The 21,535-nt window shown below is 41.4% G+C and carries 18 protein-coding genes and 2 pseudogenes; 11 read left to right on the top strand and 9 right to left on the bottom strand.

The window, feature by feature from the left end:
• Window positions 1–312: 312 nt before the first annotated feature.
• Window positions 313–1,017, bottom strand: a complete 705-nt coding sequence (locus JZY04_RS04645; protein ID WP_122143321.1) for a precorrin-2 C(20)-methyltransferase — start codon at window positions 1,015–1,017, stop codon at window positions 313–315.
• Window positions 1,018–1,130: 113 nt separating this feature from the next.
• On the opposite strand from JZY04_RS04645, the gene JZY04_RS04640 reads away from it, so the two are divergent.
• The 3 genes from JZY04_RS04640 to JZY04_RS04630 are packed head-to-tail and all read left to right on the top strand — an operon-like array spanning window position 1,131 to window position 4,334.
• Complete coding sequence (locus tag JZY04_RS04640) at window positions 1,131–2,279, top strand: ABC transporter substrate-binding protein (RefSeq protein ID WP_044300643.1); 1,149 nt, start codon at window positions 1,131–1,133, stop codon at window positions 2,277–2,279.
• Window positions 2,280–2,287: 8 nt separating this feature from the next.
• Window positions 2,288–3,325, top strand: coding sequence for an iron ABC transporter permease (locus tag JZY04_RS04635; RefSeq protein WP_022012794.1), 1,038 nt, complete (start codon window positions 2,288–2,290; stop codon window positions 3,323–3,325).
• A gap of 4 nt (window positions 3,326–3,329) precedes the next feature.
• The gene (locus tag JZY04_RS04630; protein WP_005777567.1) at window positions 3,330–4,334 is read left to right on the top strand and encodes an ABC transporter ATP-binding protein; all 1,005 of its coding nucleotides are present in this window, start codon (window positions 3,330–3,332) and stop codon (window positions 4,332–4,334) included.
• Between the two features lie 126 nt (window positions 4,335–4,460).
• Here JZY04_RS04630 and JZY04_RS04625 read toward each other — a convergent pair whose 3' ends face one another.
• From JZY04_RS04625 to JZY04_RS04595, 7 genes and pseudogenes are all read right to left on the bottom strand, one after another.
• Window positions 4,461–5,354 (bottom strand): SDR family oxidoreductase, encoded by an 894-nt coding sequence (locus JZY04_RS04625; RefSeq protein ID WP_032536057.1) that lies wholly within the window; start codon window positions 5,352–5,354, stop codon window positions 4,461–4,463.
• A gap of 11 nt (window positions 5,355–5,365) precedes the next feature.
• Window positions 5,366–5,887: a hypothetical protein gene (locus tag JZY04_RS04620; protein WP_005805756.1), complete on the bottom strand. Its 522-nt coding sequence runs from the start codon at window positions 5,885–5,887 to the stop codon at window positions 5,366–5,368.
• Between the two features lie 62 nt (window positions 5,888–5,949).
• Window positions 5,950–6,177 (bottom strand): annotated as a pseudogene (locus JZY04_RS04615) (hypothetical protein); the annotation flags it as partial.
• A gap of 139 nt (window positions 6,178–6,316) precedes the next feature.
• Entirely contained in the window at window positions 6,317–7,012 is a 696-nt protein-coding gene (locus tag JZY04_RS04610; protein ID WP_005805762.1) for a response regulator transcription factor, read from the bottom strand.
• Window positions 7,009–8,586: a cell wall metabolism sensor histidine kinase WalK gene (locus JZY04_RS04605; protein WP_181996493.1), complete on the bottom strand. Its 1,578-nt coding sequence runs from the start codon at window positions 8,584–8,586 to the stop codon at window positions 7,009–7,011. Before JZY04_RS04605 ends, JZY04_RS04610 begins: the two co-directional genes overlap by 4 nt.
• 876 nt (window positions 8,587–9,462) lie before the next feature.
• Entirely contained in the window at window positions 9,463–10,563 is a 1,101-nt protein-coding gene (locus tag JZY04_RS04600) for a hypothetical protein (protein WP_122143320.1), read from the bottom strand.
• On the bottom strand, window positions 10,560–12,668 hold the full coding sequence (locus tag JZY04_RS04595; RefSeq protein WP_122143319.1) for an AAA family ATPase: 2,109 nt from the start codon (window positions 12,666–12,668) through the stop codon (window positions 10,560–10,562). Before JZY04_RS04595 ends, JZY04_RS04600 begins: the two co-directional genes overlap by 4 nt.
• Before the next feature lie 465 nt (window positions 12,669–13,133).
• On the opposite strand from JZY04_RS04595, the pseudogene JZY04_RS04590 reads away from it, so the two are divergent.
• The 3 genes and pseudogenes from JZY04_RS04590 (at window position 13,134) to JZY04_RS04580 (ending at window position 14,773) form a co-directional block, all read left to right on the top strand.
• Window positions 13,134–13,669, top strand: a pseudogene (locus JZY04_RS04590) (flavodoxin).
• 6 nt (window positions 13,670–13,675) lie between these two features.
• On the top strand, window positions 13,676–14,236 hold the full coding sequence (locus JZY04_RS04585) for a flavin reductase family protein (RefSeq protein ID WP_005820162.1): 561 nt from the start codon (window positions 13,676–13,678) through the stop codon (window positions 14,234–14,236).
• Between the two features lie 15 nt (window positions 14,237–14,251).
• A complete protein-coding gene (locus JZY04_RS04580; RefSeq protein ID WP_122143318.1) occupies window positions 14,252–14,773 on the top strand; it encodes a DapH/DapD/GlmU-related protein in 522 nt (173 codons plus the stop codon).
• 134 nt (window positions 14,774–14,907) lie between these two features.
• Here the strand turns inward: JZY04_RS04580 and JZY04_RS04575 are convergent, their stop codons facing one another.
• Entirely contained in the window at window positions 14,908–15,762 is an 855-nt protein-coding gene (locus JZY04_RS04575) for a GyrI-like domain-containing protein (RefSeq protein WP_250717689.1), read from the bottom strand.
• A gap of 206 nt (window positions 15,763–15,968) precedes the next feature.
• Between JZY04_RS04575 and JZY04_RS04565 the strand changes: the two genes are divergently transcribed.
• From JZY04_RS04565 to JZY04_RS04545, 5 genes are all read left to right on the top strand, one after another.
• A complete protein-coding gene (locus JZY04_RS04565; RefSeq protein WP_005777589.1) occupies window positions 15,969–16,517 on the top strand; it encodes a flavodoxin family protein in 549 nt (182 codons plus the stop codon).
• Between the two features lie 49 nt (window positions 16,518–16,566).
• Window positions 16,567–17,643 (top strand): NAD(P)-dependent alcohol dehydrogenase, encoded by a 1,077-nt coding sequence (locus JZY04_RS04560; protein ID WP_122143316.1) that lies wholly within the window; start codon window positions 16,567–16,569, stop codon window positions 17,641–17,643.
• 308 nt (window positions 17,644–17,951) lie between these two features.
• Window positions 17,952–18,980, top strand: coding sequence for an alpha/beta hydrolase (locus JZY04_RS04555; RefSeq protein ID WP_005805943.1), 1,029 nt, complete (start codon window positions 17,952–17,954; stop codon window positions 18,978–18,980).
• A gap of 416 nt (window positions 18,981–19,396) precedes the next feature.
• Entirely contained in the window at window positions 19,397–20,263 is an 867-nt protein-coding gene (locus tag JZY04_RS04550) for a DUF3737 family protein (protein ID WP_005777594.1), read from the top strand.
• Entirely contained in the window at window positions 20,260–21,474 is a 1,215-nt protein-coding gene (locus JZY04_RS04545) for a MalY/PatB family protein (RefSeq protein ID WP_122143315.1), read from the top strand. The genes JZY04_RS04550 and JZY04_RS04545 overlap by 4 nt, the downstream gene beginning before the upstream one ends.
• Window positions 21,475–21,535: the final 61 nt, after the last annotated feature.

Raw genomic sequence — 21,535 nt, 5'->3', positions numbered from 1 at the left:
CATTTGTTTTCCAAATCGTTACTATTGAAATATCCCCTAAAACAGCGGGTGGAAGATGGAAGATGGGGGTGGAAGATAAATGGCATAAAAACCGCATCTTCCACCAATCTATACATCTCACAATCAACGATATGCACTCTAAAAGGTGGAAGATGGAAGATCGAAACGCGTTTTTGTATGAGAGGAAGGCAGGGTAAATGAAAGATTCGTGCGAGTTACACAACTGGTCCATGACGAGTTGTACAACCGGTATATGCCGGGGTACACAACTCGTCTATAGGTAGTTCAAGACCTTCACCGGATAAAGTCCGGTCAGAACCTGATAATCATTACTGAAAAATAGGGGAATCTCTTCTCACGGAGTTCTTCGTTGGAGCAAGAGTAGTATTCCTTCTCTGTTCCTACATTCTCAAAATAGTGATACTGATATTCCGGATGGCTGTTTATGCATTGGTGTACTTCTTCTACACATTGCGAGAGCTTCATAATGACCACTACGGTTTGTTGCTTCAGGTAATCTTCCAGCTCTTTGGTTGTGACAAGTCCGGGTAGTATAATCAGCCGTTCTTCCTGGCTGACGATGTGCATGCCTGCCATTGCTCCGGAAGCTATAAAAGCGGGAATACCTGCAATCTGTTCTACAGGGATACCGTCTTCCCGCAGCTTGTCGTAAATATAATGGATGGAAGAGTAGAGACCTACATCTCCTTCCGCCACAATTACAATGTTTTTCCCTTCCGCACGGAGTGTTTTGCTGCTTTCGTATACAGCTTCGTAGGCTTTTAGAGCTTGTGTCCGATCTTTGTCCATTGGAAGCCGGAAACATTGTATGGTGTCCGAGAATCCGAGAGTATCCAGAATGGAAAGTGCCCGTGACGAAGATTTCCCGTCGCGGGTCATGGTGGCAGGACAAAAGATACAGTCGGCCGTTTGCAGGGCTTTGAATCCTTTCAGCGTTATCAGGTCCGGTTCACCCGGTCCTAAAGATACGAAACGTATGGGGTGTGATGTTGTCATTTGCTATCGGTTTATCATCTTAATGTTCTGCAAAAGTGAGGAAAATATCCCTATGAAACAAGAATTATTAAGTATCTTTGACCGCTATAATCTGAATTAAAAGACGAATACCGATGAAACAATTCCTGATTGGATGCGCACTGCTGGCCTGTATTTCTTTTGCCGGTTGCCGTCCGAAGAACAACCAGAACGTAACAACTGTAACCTGTGAGGCGGCCGATACTTCTTCCATCCGTATCACACCTGTTTATGCCAAAGGATTCAGAGTGACTTATACACCCACTTGCCGTTTGGTCGATATCAGTGATCCGCAGAAGGAAGGCGGCGAGTCTTTTCATTATGCGCTTGTACCCAGAGGTGTGAAACCCGAAAATATTCCTGCTGACTATACGGTTATAGAAACGCCTGTTAAAAGTGTTATCTGTATGACCTCCTTGCAGTTATCAAATTTCATTAAACTGGATGCTTTAAGTCATGTGGTAGGTATTACGAGCACCCGCCATCTTTTCAACAAAGAGATGAACGAACGTCTGAAGCAAGGGAAAACAGCTAAGATAGGTATTGAGGGGAATTTCGATAACGAAGTAATCATGAGTGTAAATCCCGATGTCATTTTCATCTCACCATTCAAACGAGGCGGATACGATGCCATGCGTGAAGTAGGTATTCCGCTGGTTCCGCATCTGGGTTACAAAGAGATGACTCCGTTGGGGCAGGCCGAGTGGATTAAGTTTATCGGACTTTTTATAGGTGAAGAAGAAACGGCCAACCGGAAGTTTGCGGCTATTGAAAAGCATTATAACGAACTGAAAGAGCGGGTTGCCCATGTAGAAAAGCGTCCGGTAGTTTTCAGTGGAGAAATCCGGGGAGGCAACTGGTATGCTGTAGGAGGTAAGAGCTTTCTGGCACAACTTTTCCGTGACGCAGGAGCCGACTATTTCTTGAAAGACGATCCCCGTTCGGGAGGTGTCACGCTCGATTTTGAAACGGTGTATAGCCAGGCAGAGAATGCCGATTATTGGCGCATCGTCAATAGTTTCGACGGAGCCTTTTCTTATGATGCACTGAAAAGCGAAGATCCGAGATATGCCGATTTCCGGGCTTTCCGTGATAAAGGGGTGATCTATTGCAATATGCGGGAGAAGCCGTTTTATGAAAGTATGCCTACCCAGCCGGAAGTTGTACTGGAGGATTTGATTAAAGCTTTTCATCCAGATTTGTTGCCCGATTATACTCCTGTTTATTACGAACGCCTCAATTGATCTGCCTGATGAAACGACCGACAGTACCTCTTATGTTGCTTATAGCGGCATCTATTTTTATCTTTTTCCTGTTGAACCTTCTTTTGGGTTCGGTTTCCATCCCTATCGGTTCGGTATGGAACATACTTTGGGGAGGGACAGATGAGTCCATTATCTGGCAGAATATAATCTGGAAATCACGTGTGCCACAGGCCCTGACAGCTTTAGTGGCCGGTGCCGGGCTTTCCATCAGTGGTTTGCAGATGCAAACCGTATTCCGTAATCCGCTGGCGGGACCTTCCGTACTTGGAATCAGTTCCGGTGCCAGTCTGGGGGTAGCCTTTGTCGTATTACTGTCCGGTGCGTTGGGAGGTGTGGCACTTAGCAAACTGGGATATATGGGTGAAGTGGCACTTTCGTTAGCGGCTGTTATCGGAGCCTTGTCGGTTATGGCACTTATTGTATATGTGTCGCAAAAAGTGAAAGGGAACGTCACACTGTTGATAATCGGTGTGATGATTGGGTATGTGGCAAGTGCTATCATCGGTGTACTCAAATATTTTAGTGTGGAAGAAGATATCCGTGCCTATGTGATCTGGGGACTGGGAAGTTTTGCCCGTGTCTCCGGAGATCAGATGACTTTGTTTGTCTGCATTATGGTCGTACTGATTCCGCTCTCTTTCCTGTTGATTAAAACCATGAACCTGATGCTGCTTGGCGATGGATATGCCCGTAACCTGGGATTGAACATAAAGCGTGCCCGGCTGTTGGTAATCTCTTGTTCGGGAGTGCTTGTCGCCATTGTGACGGCTTATTGTGGTCCGATCATGTTTATCGGTTTGGCGGTTCCCCACCTTTGCCGTGCCATCTTTCACACTTCAGATCACCGCATCCTGATGCCGGCTACTTTGCTGGCGGGGGCGTCACTGGCTTTGGTGTGTAATCTGGTGGCCCGTATGCCGGGGTTCGAGGGGGCACTTCCCGTCAACTCCGTGACAGCATTGGTCGGTGCGCCGGTCGTGGCATCTGTGTTGTTCCGTAAACGTAAAAGTGAATTAAGTGAATAAAGATATGAAGCAGAAGACCATTCATATAGAGAACCTTTCGATAGGCTATCTGGGGAAGACCGATGTCAAAGTGGTGGCCGACCGCATCAATGCCGGCATTAACTGTGGCGAATTGACTTGCTTACTGGGCGCTAATGGAGTGGGGAAGTCTACTTTGTTGCGTACGCTTTCGGCTTTTCAGCCTAAACTGGGAGGCAAGATAGAGATTGTGGGTAAGGAAATCGATGCGTATACCGACAAGGAGTTGTCGACTGTGATTAGTGTGGTACTCACCGAGAAATGTGACATACGCAATATGACGGTACACGAGCTTGTAGGTTTAGGCCGGAGTCCGTATACCGGTTTTTGGGGAACACTTCGTGGAGAAGACAAAGAGGTGGTTGAACGTTCTATTGCTCTGGTAAAGATTGAGAATCTGGCGCACCGCATGGTACATACCCTGAGTGATGGTGAGCGCCAGAAAGCAATGATTGCCAAAGCACTGGCACAAGAAACCCCGGTGATTTTTCTGGATGAACCGACAGCCTTTCTCGACTTTCCCAGTAAAGTGGAGATGATGCAATTGCTCCACCAACTGAGCCGGCAGACCAACAAAACGATTTTCCTTTCTACCCACGACTTAGAGTTGGCTTTACAGATTGCCGATAAAATATGGCTGATGGATAAGATGAATGGAGTGACTATCGGCACTCCCGAGGATCTTTCCCTAAGTGGTAAATTGAGTAGTTTCTTCGCTCGTAAAGGTATTGTATTCGATCTGGAGACCGGTTTGTTCCGGGTAGATAATGAATATACATCACGAATACGTCTGGTAGGGCACGGACAGAAATATGCCATGGTACGTAAAGCCTTGCAGCGTAATGGAATTCTGGCAAATCGTAACATCGAGTCCGATATTTATATCGAAACCGGTGATTTGAAAGAGGGTAATGGATTCATTATGCATCTGCAGGAAGGAGAAGTGGTGACGGTGGGGAGCATTGAAGAATTGTTGGAGAAGTTAGGATGAAGCCCGCTTTTTCACCACAGAGGACACAGAGGATTAATATCTGATTTTGCGAATACGTCAAATAAGAACATTAAAACTCTGTGCCCTCTGTGTCTTCTCTGTGGTGAAAAAATATAAGTGTCGATACTATTCAGACAAGCAGGCTGCCATTCCTTCTTCCAACGTGTGTGGGTTGTATCCGATTTCAGTTTTAGCTTTTTCAATGCTCAATCCGCTAAAGCGGGGACGGGGAGTAGCCTCTTGCATTTCTTCGGTAGTGACGGGCTCAATCAAAGAACGGTCCAGTTTCAGAAAATCGGCTACCCGGTAGGCGATTTCGGCAATTGTGAGACATTCATTCCCGCAAATGTGATAGATTCCGTTGGAGGGGTGAAACATCAGTTTTTCTACTCCTTCCGAAATATCTCCTACAAAAGTCGGTGTACGCCATTGGTCGGATACAACACGAATTGTTTCCCCTTTTCTCAACCGGTTGGCAACTAACTGAAGAATGTTGCCATGCTGCCCCGTGAGAGCCTTTCCATAAACAACAACTACACGCACTATTGCATAATTGCTGCAGCAATCAGCCACCACTTTTTCAGCTTTCAGTTTCGTAACTCCGTAATAATTGACCGGAGAGGCTTCATCTTCTTCTTTGTAGAGTTGATTGCTTTTACCATCAAATACAAAATCAGTTGACAGATGGATGAAACGGCTGCCATACTGTTCACAGGCATGTGAAATGGTTTCAACAGCCGTTACATTCGTGGCTTCAGCTTCTGCATGGTGAGTTTCACAATAATCCGGCACCGAAAGGGCAGAAGTATTGATTACAATGTCCGGTTGGGATTCATTGAATAACCTTTGTACGGCATCTGTGTCCCGAATATCTGTACGTACAAAACGGTAACCCTTTCCGGGGCAGATATCATCTCTTAAAGAACATCCGGTGACATTGTAGATAGGTTTAGCCGACAAATCGTTCAGTATCCGGCGACCCGTAAATCCGTTTGCACCAATAATCAGTATGTTTTTCATTTCTTTCTTTTTTAATATGGATAGTAGCGTCCTTGTTGAACCTCGATGCGGATACCGAAATTACCATCGGAAGATTTCATTTCAAAAGCACCTTTGAAGTTATTCTTTTCCCATGGCATGGCACCATGGTTAGGCACCTTCTGGCCTTTGGCATTATATTCTCCGTATGTATTCAGGCGCATGCCGTTTTTCAGTTTAAACGATCCCATCTGGAGTTGTTGTGGAGACGAGAAGAAACCACCAAATCCGTATGAAAGAGAGGGTGTGAATACATTGGATAACCCTTGTGTCATTATAATGTCGGGATTTAGACTGAATATTCGGCTATAATCTTTGCTCGCATCGGGCAGCTCGAATTTATATTCCGGTAGTTTGGGAGGAGCTGCCATAAACAGTCCCATGTCGATCAGGAAGTCTCCGTATTGTTTGACGGTAGAGGGCAAATGCCGGATGCTGTCGGACGGTAATTCCGACTGTGCAGAAAGTGAGGCCGTACTCAGTAACAGCAGCAAAAAGAATATCAGCTTCTTCATATCCGTTGGGTTTATCTTTAGTGTCGCAAAGATATGAAAATAATCAGCTTGCCGTGAATCCTTTATTTCTTTTTTAGATGAATTACGGGACCGAAAACAGGGGTGGTTTCCCAGTGCCCTTTTATTGGATTAAATTCATGGACAGCTCCCCCGGTAATACCGAATTTATCATTGAACATGTAGTCGAGTGTACCTCCGAAATGGCTCTGCATATAGAGATCGGGAACCATATACCCCATTTTAGAGTTACGTTGGCCATTAAGTGAATATTGTCCGAATACGTTCAAGTAATTCCTGACGGATTTCGGGCACAGTCCTGCTATGACCTGTGACGCTGTCTTGCGGTTGTTCCGTTTGTGCAAAGGCTATCGTAGACATGATTGCCAGTATAAATGTGCTGTATATCTTTGGGGTCATCATGCTGTTTTTTTAGTTTAATATCAATTTGTATCCGATTCCTCTGACATTTACGATGCGTATACGTTCGTCAGCCGATAATTTATGTCGGAGTTTAGTGATGAAAACATGTAAGCTCCGTGAATTGAAAAAGCTATCGTCTCCCCAAAGGTCGAGTAGTACATTCTGTGTGTTGACTACCTGATTCTGATTTTCGCAAAGCCGTTTTAGAATTTCTGTTTCCCGATGGGAGAGCTCTTGTTTCAATCCGGCATGTGTCAGTGTTTGTGCAAGGGTATCGAACAAATAGTTGCCTATCTCAAACCGTGTGGTTATTTTCTTTTCTTCTGCAAAACTGAATGCCTTACCTACCAATGCTTTAATACGGATGATCAGTTCCTGCATTCCGAATGGCTTTTTCAGGTAATCATTGGCACCCAATTCAAAACCTTCTACTACGTCGTTGATGGCCGAACGGGCTGTCAGGAAAAGTACCGGGGTCTGTTTATCGGTCTGGCGGATACGTCTTACCATCTCAAAGCCATCCATACGTGGCATCATCACGTCGGCTACCAGTACATCCGGACGTATGTCGAAAAACATACGCAATCCCTCTTCACCGTTGGCAGCAATGGTGAGGGTGAAATCATTCTCTTCAAGTGTATCCTTGATAATCATGGCGAGGGTTAGTTCGTCTTCCACTAATAATACTTTAATTTTCTCTTTCATAACATAATGGTGAATGTACTACCGTGTCCTGGTTCGCTTTCTACACAAACTGTTCCTCCATGCTTCTCAATCATTGTTTTCACATAGTAGAGTCCCAGACCGTATCCTTTTACGTTATGGAGATTTCCGGTCGGTACACGGTAAAATTTGTCGAATATATGTTTTTGTTTCTCTTGTGCGATACCTATTCCCTCATCGGTGACTGAAATTTCTACTTTTCCGTTAACTTCTGTTTCACGACAGCGGATATGGATAACGGCTTTCTCTGGTGAGTATTTCACGGCATTGTCTATCAGATTACTTAGAATATTGCTGAAATGAGTCCGGTCGGCAAATACCGTAAGATCTTCCGGTTCTGTTTTATAGTCAATGCTGACGGGTTTCTTTGCTTTGAGTCGATGTTGCTCTGCTAATGTTTCGAGCAAAGGGATAAGAGTTATCTCTTCCGGGCGGAGTCGGAAAGTCTTACGCTGTTCCATACTCATCGTTAGTATCTGTTCGACCAGCCCACTGAGTCTTTGCAGTTGCTCCTGGCTGATATTCAGATATCTGTCTCGCTTTTCTTTCTCATCAGCCTGTCCGAAGTTTAGCAATGCGTCGTTGGCGGCATATGCCACAGCTATAGGGGTCTTTAATTCATGCGTGATGTTGTTGGTGAAATCACTTTTCATTTCTTCCAGTGTTTTCTGTTTCAGCAATGTACGGATCAAGTACCAGAAAGAGAATCCTAATATCAGCAAAATAATAAATGAAGTAATAAGTATACCAGCCATCTGCCGGACAATAACTCCAGCTACAGAATCCATCCGGAGGCGGTAGAGCGAGTGTGAATGGATGTCGAAAGTATAGTCGTAAGTATGTGCATCCGGTCCGGGGATGTAGTCCGCTGTACCGGCAACTCCCAAGGTATCGGTAAAAAACTGAGTAGAATCGAGAGTGTGGCTGAAACGCAGATATTCTATCCGATATGGAAGTGTTATTCCCCTTTCTTGCAGGCTTAGTGTCAGCAGGCTGTTGTAGGACTGAAAGTCGGGATCCATGATTATGTCAAGTCCCGAATGTAATCCCCTTTGAAAATAAGTAGCCAGTTCGAGCATGCTACTCTGATCTTTCAATAATAGGTCCAGCCCCCCTTTCGTTTGTAGCATGGCAGCTTTCACTTCCTGCGAAGTAGAGTCCTGGGGGATTACTTTTATTTCCCTCTGATCATTACGGACTACGATCAGGGTGTCCAGTTTTTTTTCGGTTCTAAGAATGGTGTCCTGTTGTACATCCATACCTTTGGGAACCTTCTCTTTATGAATTGTAGTACTGCTGCGAACCAGTGTTCCACCTTCATCATTGTACCCGGCAGAGACAGAGATCTCACCATGATCTTTGTCATCACGGCGCATGCATTCTATGCGTAGCATCATTTCATTATAATCACATGTGCGCATAGCCTCGGTAATGGAATGCTCCATGTCTGTTTTCATGGTATGGTACATGCTGACCAACCAATATGTCTGGTAGGCAAAAATAGCTATCAAAGAGGCTATTACGAGTATGGCAATATGTTTTATGGGGAGTTTCATGCAAACAAAGATAATAGTAAACTTTCTGGATTATCACATCTGATAAGACTAAATAACACAGAAAAGTGAAATTAACAGTCTGTTACACAGATACCTATAGACACTGAAAAAAAGTAGGTAACGAGTTAGTAACGATTTTAATCTAAAAATAAATTTATGCCTGTTGCTTTCGTTATTAAACGTAATAATTGGCTTATTATTAGGTTGTTAACTCTTTATCGTCTTTGTTTCGCTTCATTTTTCTCATTTGTATCAATAACAGTAGATAACCCGAATGAGTACTCGATAGTGTAGCTAATGTTTTGATAGAATGATATTTATGAAATTCGAATAAAAAACAGGTAACGAGTAAGTAACGATTTTATTTTTAGGAATCATTTCATGGTCTTGCTTTGTTTTTCAAAGAGCTCTCTATTTGCAAAGATATAACTTTTTTGTGTAATTAGAGTGTTATCAGTTAAAAAAATGATACATAAAGATATTTGTCTATAAATGAGAATATTACATAATATGTATTTTGAATAGATAACGAATCTTTTGTTTGAATATGCTTCACTGTACTGCTTTGTTTTGCAGATGTTTATAGAAGAATAATAGAGACCTTTTTATATCTCAATATTCTTGTAGAAGGAGTGAAAACGAGACCCCTATGTTGTTGTGGGTTGACCGGATTTGTCCGTATATGTAGAGAGTTTCATAAATGTAAATTTAATTATTAAAGATATGGTGTTGATAATCAATTATTTGCTTAGGTGCAAGGTGCAACCTATATATAGATATAGAGTTGCACCTTGCACCTAGTTCTTATCTTGTCCTAGAAAAACTTTACAGTCACTTGTCCTAGAAAAACTTTACAGATTATTCTTTTAGAAGTATTTACTTTATTCCTTTATCCTCAAAATCCTCCAAGAGGTCTTTACAGAACTTGGAAATTGGCTTTTTACCCAAATCTTCGGGGTTGTTAGTAAATCCAAGTATCATACGATTCCAATCATTTGTCGACATAACAGAACCTTCGCCAATCATTTTCTGAACAAACTCTTGATAAGCCTCTGAACCCATCATACGATGTCTGAAGTATATCTCAGCTGCATAGTCTGTATGTGTCTTATATAGCTCCTCTAGATGAAAAACTCTAGCATTATTCTCCATCTTAGGTTCATAGTAATTCACTTTCAGAGAAATAGCTTTTGCGCATGTGTCCATATTTGTAAAACCATCGCCAGTAATTTCTGTACTGAACTTCATTGCATTAGCATCCTCTAGCATAAATGGACTTATCAATCCCTCGTCTTCTGCATTCTTTGTATGTTTACCGGTAGGGCCATTACAAAAAGGACAACTCGGAATTAGGTTGTATTTTAGAATAGCAAGATAAGGATATTTGTCTTTATCGTAAAAATGATCTAACTGACCCTTTACTTGCTTTCCGTCATCGGCATTTACATTCTTGATGAAAACTCGATTGCAATAGGGGCAAACATCCGTACCGACAGCTTCAATCAGCTTATCCTTCGGAAATTTGGATTCCCCATTTTTCTCATATCCATTCTCAATAAACATGTGATGGATTGCATCATATAAACTGGAAGTTTGATCATCAGAGTCAGGGTAAGAACTTTTGATCCTATTTGATAAGTTTTTTATTTCATTCGGCCGATAGTTGATCCAGTCTTTAAGTTCATTCTTGACTTCTGTGAAAAAGGCAATTGTATTGTCTTCCATAGGTGATAGGGGAACAAGCACAGTTTCATTATCTCCCAAACGCTCCCAATGTCTAGGTTTGGCCGATTTGTTAAATATATTTTTTTGTGAAGCGGACAAACTATTATAAAACTTCCGTGCTTCTAAAACCTTAATGCTTTTACGATTGCCTATATATCCATTAGTGAGATAATGATCCAAATTTTCTAAAAATTTATCTATGAAAGCATTATACTCATCCAATTTAGAGTTGTCATATTCTATCGGTATCATCGTGTCTTCTTTATTTTTTCTTCAACAATCCGTAAACGTTCCTTCAGCATTTCATATTCCACTTTCAAAGGATCATCCTCCGTCAGTGCTTTTAACTGTTCCAGAAGTTTCATTCTGATAAAGTCGTCACCTATCATGTCAATATTGTTTCGCAGGCGTTTAATTGTCTTTTCACTAATGGGGTTAGCATTATATTTTTCCGACAACTCATTAATCTTATGAACCAAATTATCAAGTTTTTCGGTAGCTATGTCGCCAACAAATTGACTCATAAAAAATTGATTATTTAGTAAGTCATAGACATTAGAGCAGAACGTCTGTTTCAACACACCTTCGCACACCTTTCCTTTATCCATACACAAAATATTATCTTTAGGGATATCACTTAAAATGAAAGGTGAATGGGTTGTTATCAGTACATTTATATCAAAACTTTTATTTAACTCTACTCTTACTAACAGATCTCGCAGCTTTTTGACAAACCGCCTCTGATATTCTGGATGAAAACAAATTTCCACTTCATCAAGAATAAAATTCAGCTTGTTGTAACGCACTCTCGTGCCATTCTTCGGAATAGAATTCAAGTTCATTGCATGATAAAGCAAAGTACTTGTTAGATAGATAAACTGACGCTCGCCACTACTCAACTGATTCAAAGGGATTTTTGCATTCGTGTTTTTGTCCTTTAAACATGTCTCTGAATTGAAAATACCAGGTGGCAACCATTCCATACGCTTCTTAATGGACATACCTTTCGGAGTAATACCTAACAGTTTTGCATATTGTTCATAGGTTATTCCCTCTGCTAAATCCACATCCGTCAGATTTTTACCTTTTGTGATGAAGTTTAGTGCTTGTCTCAGTTTCAAACCTATATGAGACGGGTCGCATTTCACCATCTTGGCTAACTTTTGAAGTTGGGCTATCACTGCTTTTCTGTTCTCTATGGGAATAGAATGGAATGTGTAGTTGATATTCCCAAAGTTCTTTTTAAAATAGGTATAACTTGGATATTTCTCAGCGACACTCAGCACTTTGTACACCACGTACATTCTCACATAAAGCTGTAGGTGATTCATTGTAGGGGTCACGCTGCATCTTAACGCAGCTAAAATGATATGAGCAAATGAATCTTTTTCCAAAGCCAAATCCCGAAAATTTTCCAAGTCCGCATTTTCCTTATAAATCAAATGGTCCTTCTCTTCGATATTATAGCGGTTATGTTCCTCTACCTCTTCCTTACTTGGGTACAGTTTTACTCTATCATCTACAATTGATGTGAACTTTGCCTGCAGCCTACGAGGTTTCCAATGAAAATTCATGCCTTCAAAACTGTAACCATCAAGTAATGACTGTTCAGGATTTTCTTCAATCAACAGAGCAGCCAGTCTTGATGTGGTAAGATGTTCCTCATTACTCATATCAACACTTCCGTTCTCACGGTAAGGATTCAAGACGATTGGGCTCAAATAACCATCATTTTTGTGGAACAGACTATTTAGCCATGATTTCGAATAAATAATATTCTTTGGGTCATCCTTATCTATCGTATAAATTGCAGTTTCGTTAGAATAATCTTGTGCAATGAAGGACTGCATAGAATAGTTGGTTGCCACAGTATAGAAAAATGCCTTAGCTACTTCTTTCTGCTGGATGAAGTCTAAATTTGTATAATCTTTATACTCACGAAATATATCGTCAACCTCTGAGCTGCTTTGATTTTCCAACTTATAGATTGTGAATTTACATTTCAATTTTCCAAAATCAAAGCCAAGTATTCCATCCCGAACGCGAACTGCGCCAATCTTATCATTGACGAAATACGTTAAGTCTGCCTGAATCCCGATGATATAACTTAAAGGGGAGGAAGCTTCTCTTTCTACTTTGTTGAAAAGACAATAACTCAAGTTATTCACGACACGGAAAATCATATCCAGCAGGGAAGACTTTCCAGCACCATTTTGACCAACGATTGCTGAAATGCAGATATTTGGTGCAAAGAAGTCTTTGTCCAGTTTGTGCTTAATTGAATAATCTATTCCTACATGAAGGTTTTTCAAATATTTGCATCCTTCATAAAATCGGATGCTATTAAAGGTAAACATACGGCACTATTTTTAATATGAGTTATTTTGTTCATAATAATGTGTTTTTGAACTTTCACCATTAGGGTTCAATTAATATGTGGCTTGGATCACATCTTCTCAAAAATACATTTTCTTGGCATCTTAATCTATATGACCACAAATATAGAAAAAAAGTTTGTGTATATTCTAGGTGTAAGAGCAACTTTATATTGATAAATAAGGATTGAGCTTTGCACCTGCTATTCTGCTATGACAAAATTATAGGGTTGCAACTTACACATACCAGTTTCTCCACCAATTTAAAATTATCACAGAAATAATCATCTTACATATACATCCATATTCTATAAATGATTTATTCTGCTTTGGCTTTCTGTTTTATCAGTGATTTTGGTTAGATAATCAGTGATTTATATACCTTTATGATGGGTGCTATTTTGTAATTTTGTACCATGATAATAGAAACTAAAACTATAAAGGGCAATGAAGAGTAAAAGTATGATTACGGTAGTGATCATGATGTTATGTATCACTATAAATGCACAGGAACAGAGTAATAAAACATTGGTGGCTTATTTTTCGGCAACAGGAACGACGGAAAAAGCAGCGAAGTTGATTGTAGAAGTTACAGGTGGTACGCTCTACGAGATACAACCTGAAAAGGAATATGTCACTGCTGATTTGGATTGGCATGACAAGTCTCACGTAGCAGTGTGGAGATGTCAAATGCTAAATCACGCCCTGCACTAAAATCTAAACCGGAGAATCTTGCAGATTACGATATCATTTATATAGGTTTCCCTATTTGGTGGAATTCCGCTCCGAGAATCATCAATACTTTTATTGAAAGCGGTGATTTTGCAGGTAAAATGATTATTCCGTTTGCTACATCGGGTAGCAGTAGTATTTCTAATGCGGAAAAAGAGTTGCAGGAAACCTATCCTGATATGAAATGGCAGAAGGGTCAACTTCTGAATGGTGCGACGAAAGAAGATATTAAGAAATGGACTAAAAAATAAATTGTTATGAGAAAGAATTTTGGGGCAAAGCCCTTTACTTATCCGCAGCCGGTGTTTATTATCGCTGCTTATGATGAAAATGGAACTCCCAATGCTATGAATGCGGCTTGGGGTGGTATCAGCGAGATGCATGAAATTAGTATTTGTATTAGTGAGGGACATAAAACGACTGCCAATATACTGAAGCGTAAGGCTTTTACCGTGAGTATGGCAGAGGTCGGACAGGTGGTTGCCTGTGATTACGTGGGTATTGTTTCTGGCAATAAGGTTTCGGATAAATTTGCTCGTGCAGGTTTCCATGCTACTCGTTCGGAGTTTGTAGATGCACCGTTGATCGACGAATTATCCGTTGTGCTGGAATGTAAATTGAAGGATTATAATCCTGAAACCTGTATTTTACGTGGTGAAATAATAAATGTGAGTGTAGACGAACGTGTTCTTGACGAAAATGGTAAGGTGGATGTATCCAAAGTGTCTCCTATTATATTCGATCCGTTCAATAACGATTACCTAGAAGTGGGTAAAAAGGTAGGTAACGCCTTTTCGGATGGAAAGAGATTAAAATAAGGAGTAGCATTATATATGAAAGAAATAAGAATAGACTGTGCACACCAGAGTGAGGCGGAGCTTGCTTTGGCAAAAGAACAGGCACAATTGGTATTCCGCCTGAACCATACTATGCCGATGACGGATGAATATGATGAGCTGCTTCATCGTCTTTTTCCAAATATGGGGGAAGGCAGTCGTGTGAATACCCCGCTTACTGTCGTTCGTCCCCATGAGGTGAAGATTGGCCGTCATGTCGTTATAATGAATGGTTGCCTGATGATGTCTGCCGGTGGTATCACGATTGACGATGATGTTCAGATAGCCGCCAACGTACAACTGATATCAAATAATCATGATCTCGACAATCGCTCGATTATTACTTGTAAGCCAGTGCATATTTGCCGTAGGGCATGGATAGGAGCAGGGGCTACGATCCTTCCGGGAGTTACAATCGGTGAGAATAGTGTTGTAGGAGCGGGTAGTGTTGTGACCAGGGACGTAGAACCGAACACGATTGTGGCAGGTAATCCCGCCAGAGTAATTCGGAAGATTTAGATTTTTCAATTATTGGCTGTGGAATAATAGAATAAAAAAAACGGAAGGGATTGATTTCTCTTCCGTTCTTATTCTTATGAACCCTCGTTTGGGCTTCTTCCATTTGTTATTCTTCGTTTGTTACTTGTGTAGATTCAGACAATATTCCTCTTTATATATGTTTGTGTTCTGAGACAATGCACAAGGCATTTCAAACAGGTACTACATCCATGTATGTTAACGATTTCATCTCTTGAAACAGATCTACTCCAAACTTTACCTTTAAGGACCTTTCTCTCGCAGATATTGACACAAGTAATGCAATTTCCGCATTTTGGAGATAAGGGTTCATGTAATACCGTTTCCAATGGAGCATCAGTTAAAACCGTACCGAGACATTGCGCTGCGCCATATTCAGGGGTAATTAACAGGTTGTTTTTTCCAATCCACCCTAATCCGCCAAGTAGTGCAACGGTTTTATGGGGCAATATTGATTCTTTTGTTTCAAAATTGAATACGCCGTCAGCCACTAATCCTGTATCGGATTGCGATATGGCTTTATAGCCCTTCCCGGTGATGAATTTGGCTAATTCGTCTGCTATTTCTCCCGCCTTATATTCGGTTTGCGAATATTCATCATCGTCGAAATTGTAATTATCCGCTATCCGTGCTTGTACGTAGTCGGGAATATTAAATACCATTTTAGCATATTCTGCGATTAGCGGAAGTGCAAAAACGATGGTGTTCGGGAGTTGTCTGTTTTGCCTTTCGTCCAAATGTGATATGCCGACAAAGCGAACCAGTCCTGCTCCATGATTTTTTAATTCATTTTCTATTTCTTGGTTTAAGTATTTCATGTTTCTTTTTTTGTGATTAGGGATATAAATATCTGTTATAAGCTCCGCAGCCGGAGTTTTTTCGGGAGTGTTGATGTAAGTTTCAAAGGTGAACTGTTCCCGCAGAGTATAATCACTTGTCGGCAACCAGTCGAGGTAATTATAGCCGTACACCTTATTCAGTTCATGATAAAACCACGCCGATACCCAGTATCGCACCTCCTACTGCCAATTGAATCCACCAGGCCGAACAGCAGGTAGACGCCTAATTGCAGAATCTGTAATTCGGGTTATATTCTCCGTGATTTATCTACTAAGTATATTCTCTTAACCACATACCTTTGTAACATGAAAAACAACAATTTAAACAATAGATAATTATGAGCAAGAAAGTATTGATTTTATCATCCAGTCCGCGACGCGGGGGAAATTCTGATACACTTTGTGATGAGTTTATGCGTGGAGCCACAGAGGCAGGGAACGAAGTGAAAAAGGTTTTTCTACGGGACAAGACCATCCACTATTGTACGGGATGCGGCGTATGCAGCCAATATAAGAAGCCGTGCCCTCAGAAAGATGATGCGGCGGAAATTATTGAGAAAATGTTATCGGCCGATGTTATCGTTTTAGCGACACCCGTTTATTTTTATGCAATGAGTGCACAGTTGAAAACGTTACTCGACCGTTGTTGCGGCCCTTATACCGAAATGATTAATAAGGAGTTTTATTTTCTCGCTTCTGCTGCCGAGGGTAAAGAAGGACTTCCTTATTTGGAACATGTATTCGATAACCTCATGGGATTTATCGATTGTCTGGAAAATCCGGTAGTGAAAGGTAAAGTGCTTGCTACCGGTGTTTGGCATGTGGGTGAAATAAAAGGTAATCCGGCATTGGCAGAAGCATATGAAATGGGGAAACAGATTTCATAATATAGATTGGTATAGAATAAATTATTTCAAAATATAATCCTAAAACAGTATGGAAACAAAGACAGTAAAAGCTTACGGAACAGAATCGGCTGAAACACCGCTTCATCGTTTGGATATTCAGCGTCGTTCACTTCTACCGAACGATGTGGAAATTGATATTTTATATTGTGGAATTTGTCACTCAGACCTTCATTCTGTGCATAATGACTGGGGCGGAACTATTTATCCCATAGTTCCCGGACATGAGATTGTAGGACGTGTTACAGGAATTGGTTCGGATGTGACAAAATTTAAGGTTGGTGATTTAGCTGGTATTGGTTGCATTGTCGATAGTTGCGGACATTGCGAACACTGTCACAACGGTGAAGAGCAATATTGTGATGAAGGCTGGACTGTTGTTTTTAATTCGCCCGATAAATATCTTGGCGGACAGACCTATGGCGGTTTTTCGCAAGCTATTGTGGCCGATGCCAATTATGTACTGAAACTTCCTGAGACGATTGATCTTGCAGCATCAGCTCCCATTTTGTGTGCAGGAATTACCGTTTATTCGCCATTGAAGCATTGGGGGGCAGGTCCCGGAAAGAAAGTAGGTATTGTCGGTATCGGTGGGTTAGGCCACATGGCAATAAAGATTGCCAAGGCGATGGGAGCCCATGTTACTGTGTTTACAACATCTCCTTCAAAAATGAATACAGCCAGAGAATTGGGTGCAGACGAAGCTGTTCTGTCCACCGACCCCAGACAGATGGAATATCAGACTCGTTTTGATATGATCCTGGATACGGTTTCCGCACGGCATGACGTAAATATGTATCTGAATGCCTTGAAAGTGGACGGTAGTCTCGTTTTAGTTGGTCTTCCTAACCAACCGCTTGAAGTCGGTGCATTCAATATTGTAAATGGCCGCAAAAGTTTCTCCGGTTCCAATATTGGCGGTATTGCCGAAACACAAGAGGTGATTGATTTCTGTGCGGAACATCATATTACGGCTCAGATAGAGTTGATTGGTGTTGATCAGATAAACGAAGCCTTCCGACGTTTGGAGAAGAATGATGTCAAGTACCGTTTTGTGATTGACATGAAAGCGAAAAAAGTTTCTCCGAATACCGATAATGTGATGTAAGGTCCCATAGACTGATAACACGGACATGGTCCGTGTGTTTCATTTCCAACATATTGGTAGATATCAAAAAAAGCATTCTGTCCTTGTAAGGTATGGAATGCTTTTTTGCGTAATGCCGTTAGTTAGCTGTCTGTATCGCAGTGGCACTTTATGCCAAACTTAAAATTGGTGTAGGCATAAAGAAGCATAATCTGTAATTCGGGTTATGATGTCTGTAATATGTCTACAAGGAGTCTCTTTTCTTCCTTGTATATTTGCAATGTAGAAAGAAGATAATCAATTATTTAATTACTAAAATCAAGGAAGATATGAAACGAAATTTATTATTGGCAGCAACATCGTTTACGATGCTCAGTGCAAATCCTTCTTTTGCTCAAACCGATGCAGATAATTTCTATAGAAGCAATGTGGTAAATATGGAGAAGGTATCCTTTCCCAATCAGTACAAAATGAAAGTGGCAGGTAATCTCTTTTTGCCTAAAGAGATGAAAGCAGACGAGAAACGTCCGGCAATTATTGTAGGACATCCTATGGGAGCCGTCAAAGAGCAGAGTGCTAATCTCTATGCTACGAAAATGGCCGAACGCGGTTTTGTAACTTTATCCATCGACTTATCTTTCTGGGGAAGCAGCGAAGGAGAGCCTCGCAATGCAGTCCTTCCGGAGCTTTATGCGGAAGCCTTCAGTGCTGCAGTCGATTATCTGGGAACACGTTCATTTGTCGAACGTGAGCATATCGGTGTGATTGGGATTTGTGGTAGTGGAAGTTTTGCCATCAGTGCGGCAAAAATAGATCCTCGTCTGAAGGCCATTGCAACCATAAGTATGTACAACATGGGGACAGCCAGTCGTAATGGGCTGAAGCATGCCTTGACTTTGGAGCAACGGAAGCAAATCATGGTCGAAGCCGCCGAACAACGCTATGTAGAGTTCTTGGGTGGAGAAACCCGATATACTGGTGGAACTCCTCATGAAATAACAGAAAACTCCGATCCGATAGCACGTGAGTTCTATGAGTTCTACCGTACTTCACGGGGAGAATATACTCCTGAAGGAGCAACCCCATTGACCACTACACATCCCACGCTCAGCAGCAATGTCAAGTTTATGAATTTTTATCCGTTTGCTGATATTGAAACCATTTCACCACGTCCGATGCTTTTTGTTACCGGAGAGAATGCACATTCGCGTGAATTCAGTGAAGATGCCTACCGGCTTGCCGCCGAACCAAAAGAACTCTATATTGTGCCTGGTGCGGGTCATGTGGATCTTTACGACCGCGTGAATTTTATTCCATTCGACAAATTGGAGGATTTCTTTAAGACATATTTGAAATAATAAAAGTTCATCCGACAAATGCGTAGTTTTTTCTCATGCATTGCTGGAATCTGGTTTATCCGAAGAATGCGTTGTCTTGACGTTAACTCCAGGTGCGGACATCCGTAACCTTGAATGCCGGTTCCGTTTACCGGCCGGGGTAAATGCTTTTACATACCGAGGTAAATGGGTTTACATGCCCAGGTAAAAGCTTTTACATGCCAGGGTAAATGGATTTACATCGATAGTAAAATTCAGGTAAATATAATCTTTTGATTATCAATTCCATTTAAACGCTGATTCAACTGTGCATGTATCGGGTGAATCATAAAAAAGAAGGATATGGGAATGAAATATGATATAATCATTCTTTTGAGTTACTTTGATGGAGAGTATACCAGGGGAAGAAATAAAATCGATAACTAAACAATCAAATCATGGAAATAATTAAGAATAAGGACTATGAAGGCGAACGTCCTTTGTTTGCCACACACGACTTGCAATTGGAAAACGTAACGATTCATGCCGGTGAATCCGCATTAAAAGAGTGCAGTAATATCATAGCAGTGAACTGCCGTTTTGAAGGTAAATATCCTTTCTGGCACACGAATGGTTTCATTGTGAGAAGCAGCTTTTTTACGGAAGGAGCACGTGCCGCACTTTGGTATTCACAAAATCTCCAGATGATGGATACCGTGGTAGAAGCTCCGAAAATGTTTCGTGAAATGGATGGTATCAAATTGGAAAACGTACAACTTCCCAATGCGTTGGAAACGTTCTGGCATTGTCGTAATGTAGAATTAAAAAAGGTACAGATAGATAAGGCCGATTACCTGTTCATGCATAGTGAAAATATCCGTATTGATAATTATAGCCAGAACGGGAATTATTCTTTTCAGTATTGCAAGAACGTAGAAATTCATAATGCTGTCATTAATTCGAAAGATGCCTTTTGGAATACGGAGAATGTAACCGTGTATGACTCTGAATTGAACGGAGAGTATTTGGGGTGGCACTCTCACAATCTACGTCTGGTAAATTGCAGAATCTCGGGAACGCAGCCGCTTTGTTATGCTCACGACCTTGTTATGGAGAACTGTATGATGGCTGATGATGCTGACCTTTGTTTTGAATACAGCAGTTTGCAGGCAACTATTAACACTCCGGTACATAGTGTGAAGAATCCGCGTACCGGCAGTATAACGGCAGAAAGCTACGGGGAAATCATCATGGATGGAAGTATTAAAGCTCCGGCTGACTGCGCACTGCAACTATGGGACAACTTAACTTGCTTTAGCGCATGAAGTACGATTTTGATGAAATAATTTCCCGTCGTAATAGCAATTCCTATAAATGGGATGCGGTGATGGAAGAGGGTGTTCTGCCTATGTGGGTAGCCGATATGGATTTCCGTACGGCTCCTGCTGTGGTTGAAGTGTTACGTAAGCGGATGGATCATGGCATTTTTGGCTATACCAAAGTCCCTCCGATTTATTATGATGCCATTATAAACTGGTTCACACGCCGGCATGGTTGGCAGATAGATAGAGATTGGATTATATACACTTCGGGAGTCGTTCCGGCTTTATCTGCCATAATCAAAGCCCTGACAGTTCCGGGTGACCGTGTGCTGGTACAAACCCCGGTTTACAATTGTTTCTTTTCTTCTATTCGTAATAATGGTTGCGAAATAGTAGCTAATCCCCTTGTATACACGAATGGAACATACCGGATTGATTTTGACGATTTGGCAAGGAAGGCTACCGATCCGAAAGTAAAACTATTGTTACTTTGCAATCCACACAATCCTGTAGGAAGGGTTTGGACCCGGGCAGAACTGATGTGTATCGGTGAAATTTGCCTTCGTAATGATGTACTGGTTGTAGCGGACGAGATACATTGTGAGTTGGTTTACTCGGGGCATACTTATATACCTTTTGCGTCTATTTCGGATGATTTCCGAAATCGTTCGGTTACTTGTACTTCGCCAAGCAAAGCATTCAACCTTGCCGGATTGCAGATTGCCAATATCTTTGCGGCTGATGAATCTGTACGTGTGAAAATAGATAAAGCAATCAATTTGAATGAAGTTTGTGACGTGAATCCGTTTGGTGTGGAAGCCTTAGTGGCCGCCTACAATGACGGGGAAGAGTGGCTGGAGGAACTGAAATGTTATCTGTCGGATAATTACCTGTACATGAGGACTTTTTTCAATAAGTATCTTCCACAATTTCCTGTTGTGAAATTGGAAGGTACATATCTGGTATGGGTAGATTGTTCGGTGCTGAATCGTAGTTCAAAGGAAATTGCAGAGATATTATTGAAGGCAGAAAAGCTTTGGATAAACGAAGGAAGTATGTATGGAGAAGCCGGTGAGGGCTTTATCCGTATCAATATAGCCTGTCCCCGACAGATATTGATTGACGGCCTAAATCGATTGAAGAGAGGTCTTAAAGAAATAAGTCTTTGCTATTGTCGGGATAGGCAGATACTGCTCCATGATACAATTGAGTAAATATAAGAATAGTATTCCCGATAACAGTAGATAACTCTAAATAAGCCAGTGATAACTCATT

The sequence above is a fragment of the Bacteroides sp. 11BF genome (assembly GCF_019633765.1).
Classification (GTDB): Bacteria; Bacteroidota; Bacteroidia; order Bacteroidales; family Bacteroidaceae; genus Bacteroides; species Bacteroides hominis.
This window is presented reverse-complemented; position numbering and strand designations above follow the sequence as displayed.

Coding starts and splice junctions, on each gene's coding strand:
- JZY04_RS04645 (WP_122143321.1), bottom strand. CDS start 1,017: ATGACAACATCACACCCCATACGTTTCGTATCTTTAGGACCGGGTGAA.
- JZY04_RS04640 (WP_044300643.1), top strand. CDS start 1,131: ATGAAACAATTCCTGATTGGATGCGCACTGCTGGCCTGTATTTCTTTT.
- JZY04_RS04635 (WP_022012794.1), top strand. CDS start 2,288: ATGAAACGACCGACAGTACCTCTTATGTTGCTTATAGCGGCATCTATT.
- JZY04_RS04630 (WP_005777567.1), top strand. CDS start 3,330: ATGAAGCAGAAGACCATTCATATAGAGAACCTTTCGATAGGCTATCTG.
- JZY04_RS04625 (WP_032536057.1), bottom strand. CDS start 5,354: ATGAAAAACATACTGATTATTGGTGCAAACGGATTTACGGGTCGCCGG.
- JZY04_RS04620 (WP_005805756.1), bottom strand. CDS start 5,887: ATGAAGAAGCTGATATTCTTTTTGCTGCTGTTACTGAGTACGGCCTCA.
- JZY04_RS04610 (WP_005805762.1), bottom strand. CDS start 7,012: ATGAAAGAGAAAATTAAAGTATTATTAGTGGAAGACGAACTAACCCTC.
- JZY04_RS04605 (WP_181996493.1), bottom strand. CDS start 8,586: ATGAAACTCCCCATAAAACATATTGCCATACTCGTAATAGCCTCTTTG.
- JZY04_RS04600 (WP_122143320.1), bottom strand. CDS start 10,563: ATGATACCGATAGAATATGACAACTCTAAATTGGATGAGTATAATGCT.
- JZY04_RS04595 (WP_122143319.1), bottom strand. CDS start 12,668: ATGTTTACCTTTAATAGCATCCGATTTTATGAAGGATGCAAATATTTG.
- JZY04_RS04585 (WP_005820162.1), top strand. CDS start 13,676: ATGAGAAAGAATTTTGGGGCAAAGCCCTTTACTTATCCGCAGCCGGTG.
- JZY04_RS04580 (WP_122143318.1), top strand. CDS start 14,252: ATGAAAGAAATAAGAATAGACTGTGCACACCAGAGTGAGGCGGAGCTT.
- JZY04_RS04565 (WP_005777589.1), top strand. CDS start 15,969: ATGAGCAAGAAAGTATTGATTTTATCATCCAGTCCGCGACGCGGGGGA.
- JZY04_RS04560 (WP_122143316.1), top strand. CDS start 16,567: ATGGAAACAAAGACAGTAAAAGCTTACGGAACAGAATCGGCTGAAACA.
- JZY04_RS04555 (WP_005805943.1), top strand. CDS start 17,952: ATGAAACGAAATTTATTATTGGCAGCAACATCGTTTACGATGCTCAGT.
- JZY04_RS04550 (WP_005777594.1), top strand. CDS start 19,397: ATGGAAATAATTAAGAATAAGGACTATGAAGGCGAACGTCCTTTGTTT.
- JZY04_RS04545 (WP_122143315.1), top strand. CDS start 20,260: ATGAAGTACGATTTTGATGAAATAATTTCCCGTCGTAATAGCAATTCC.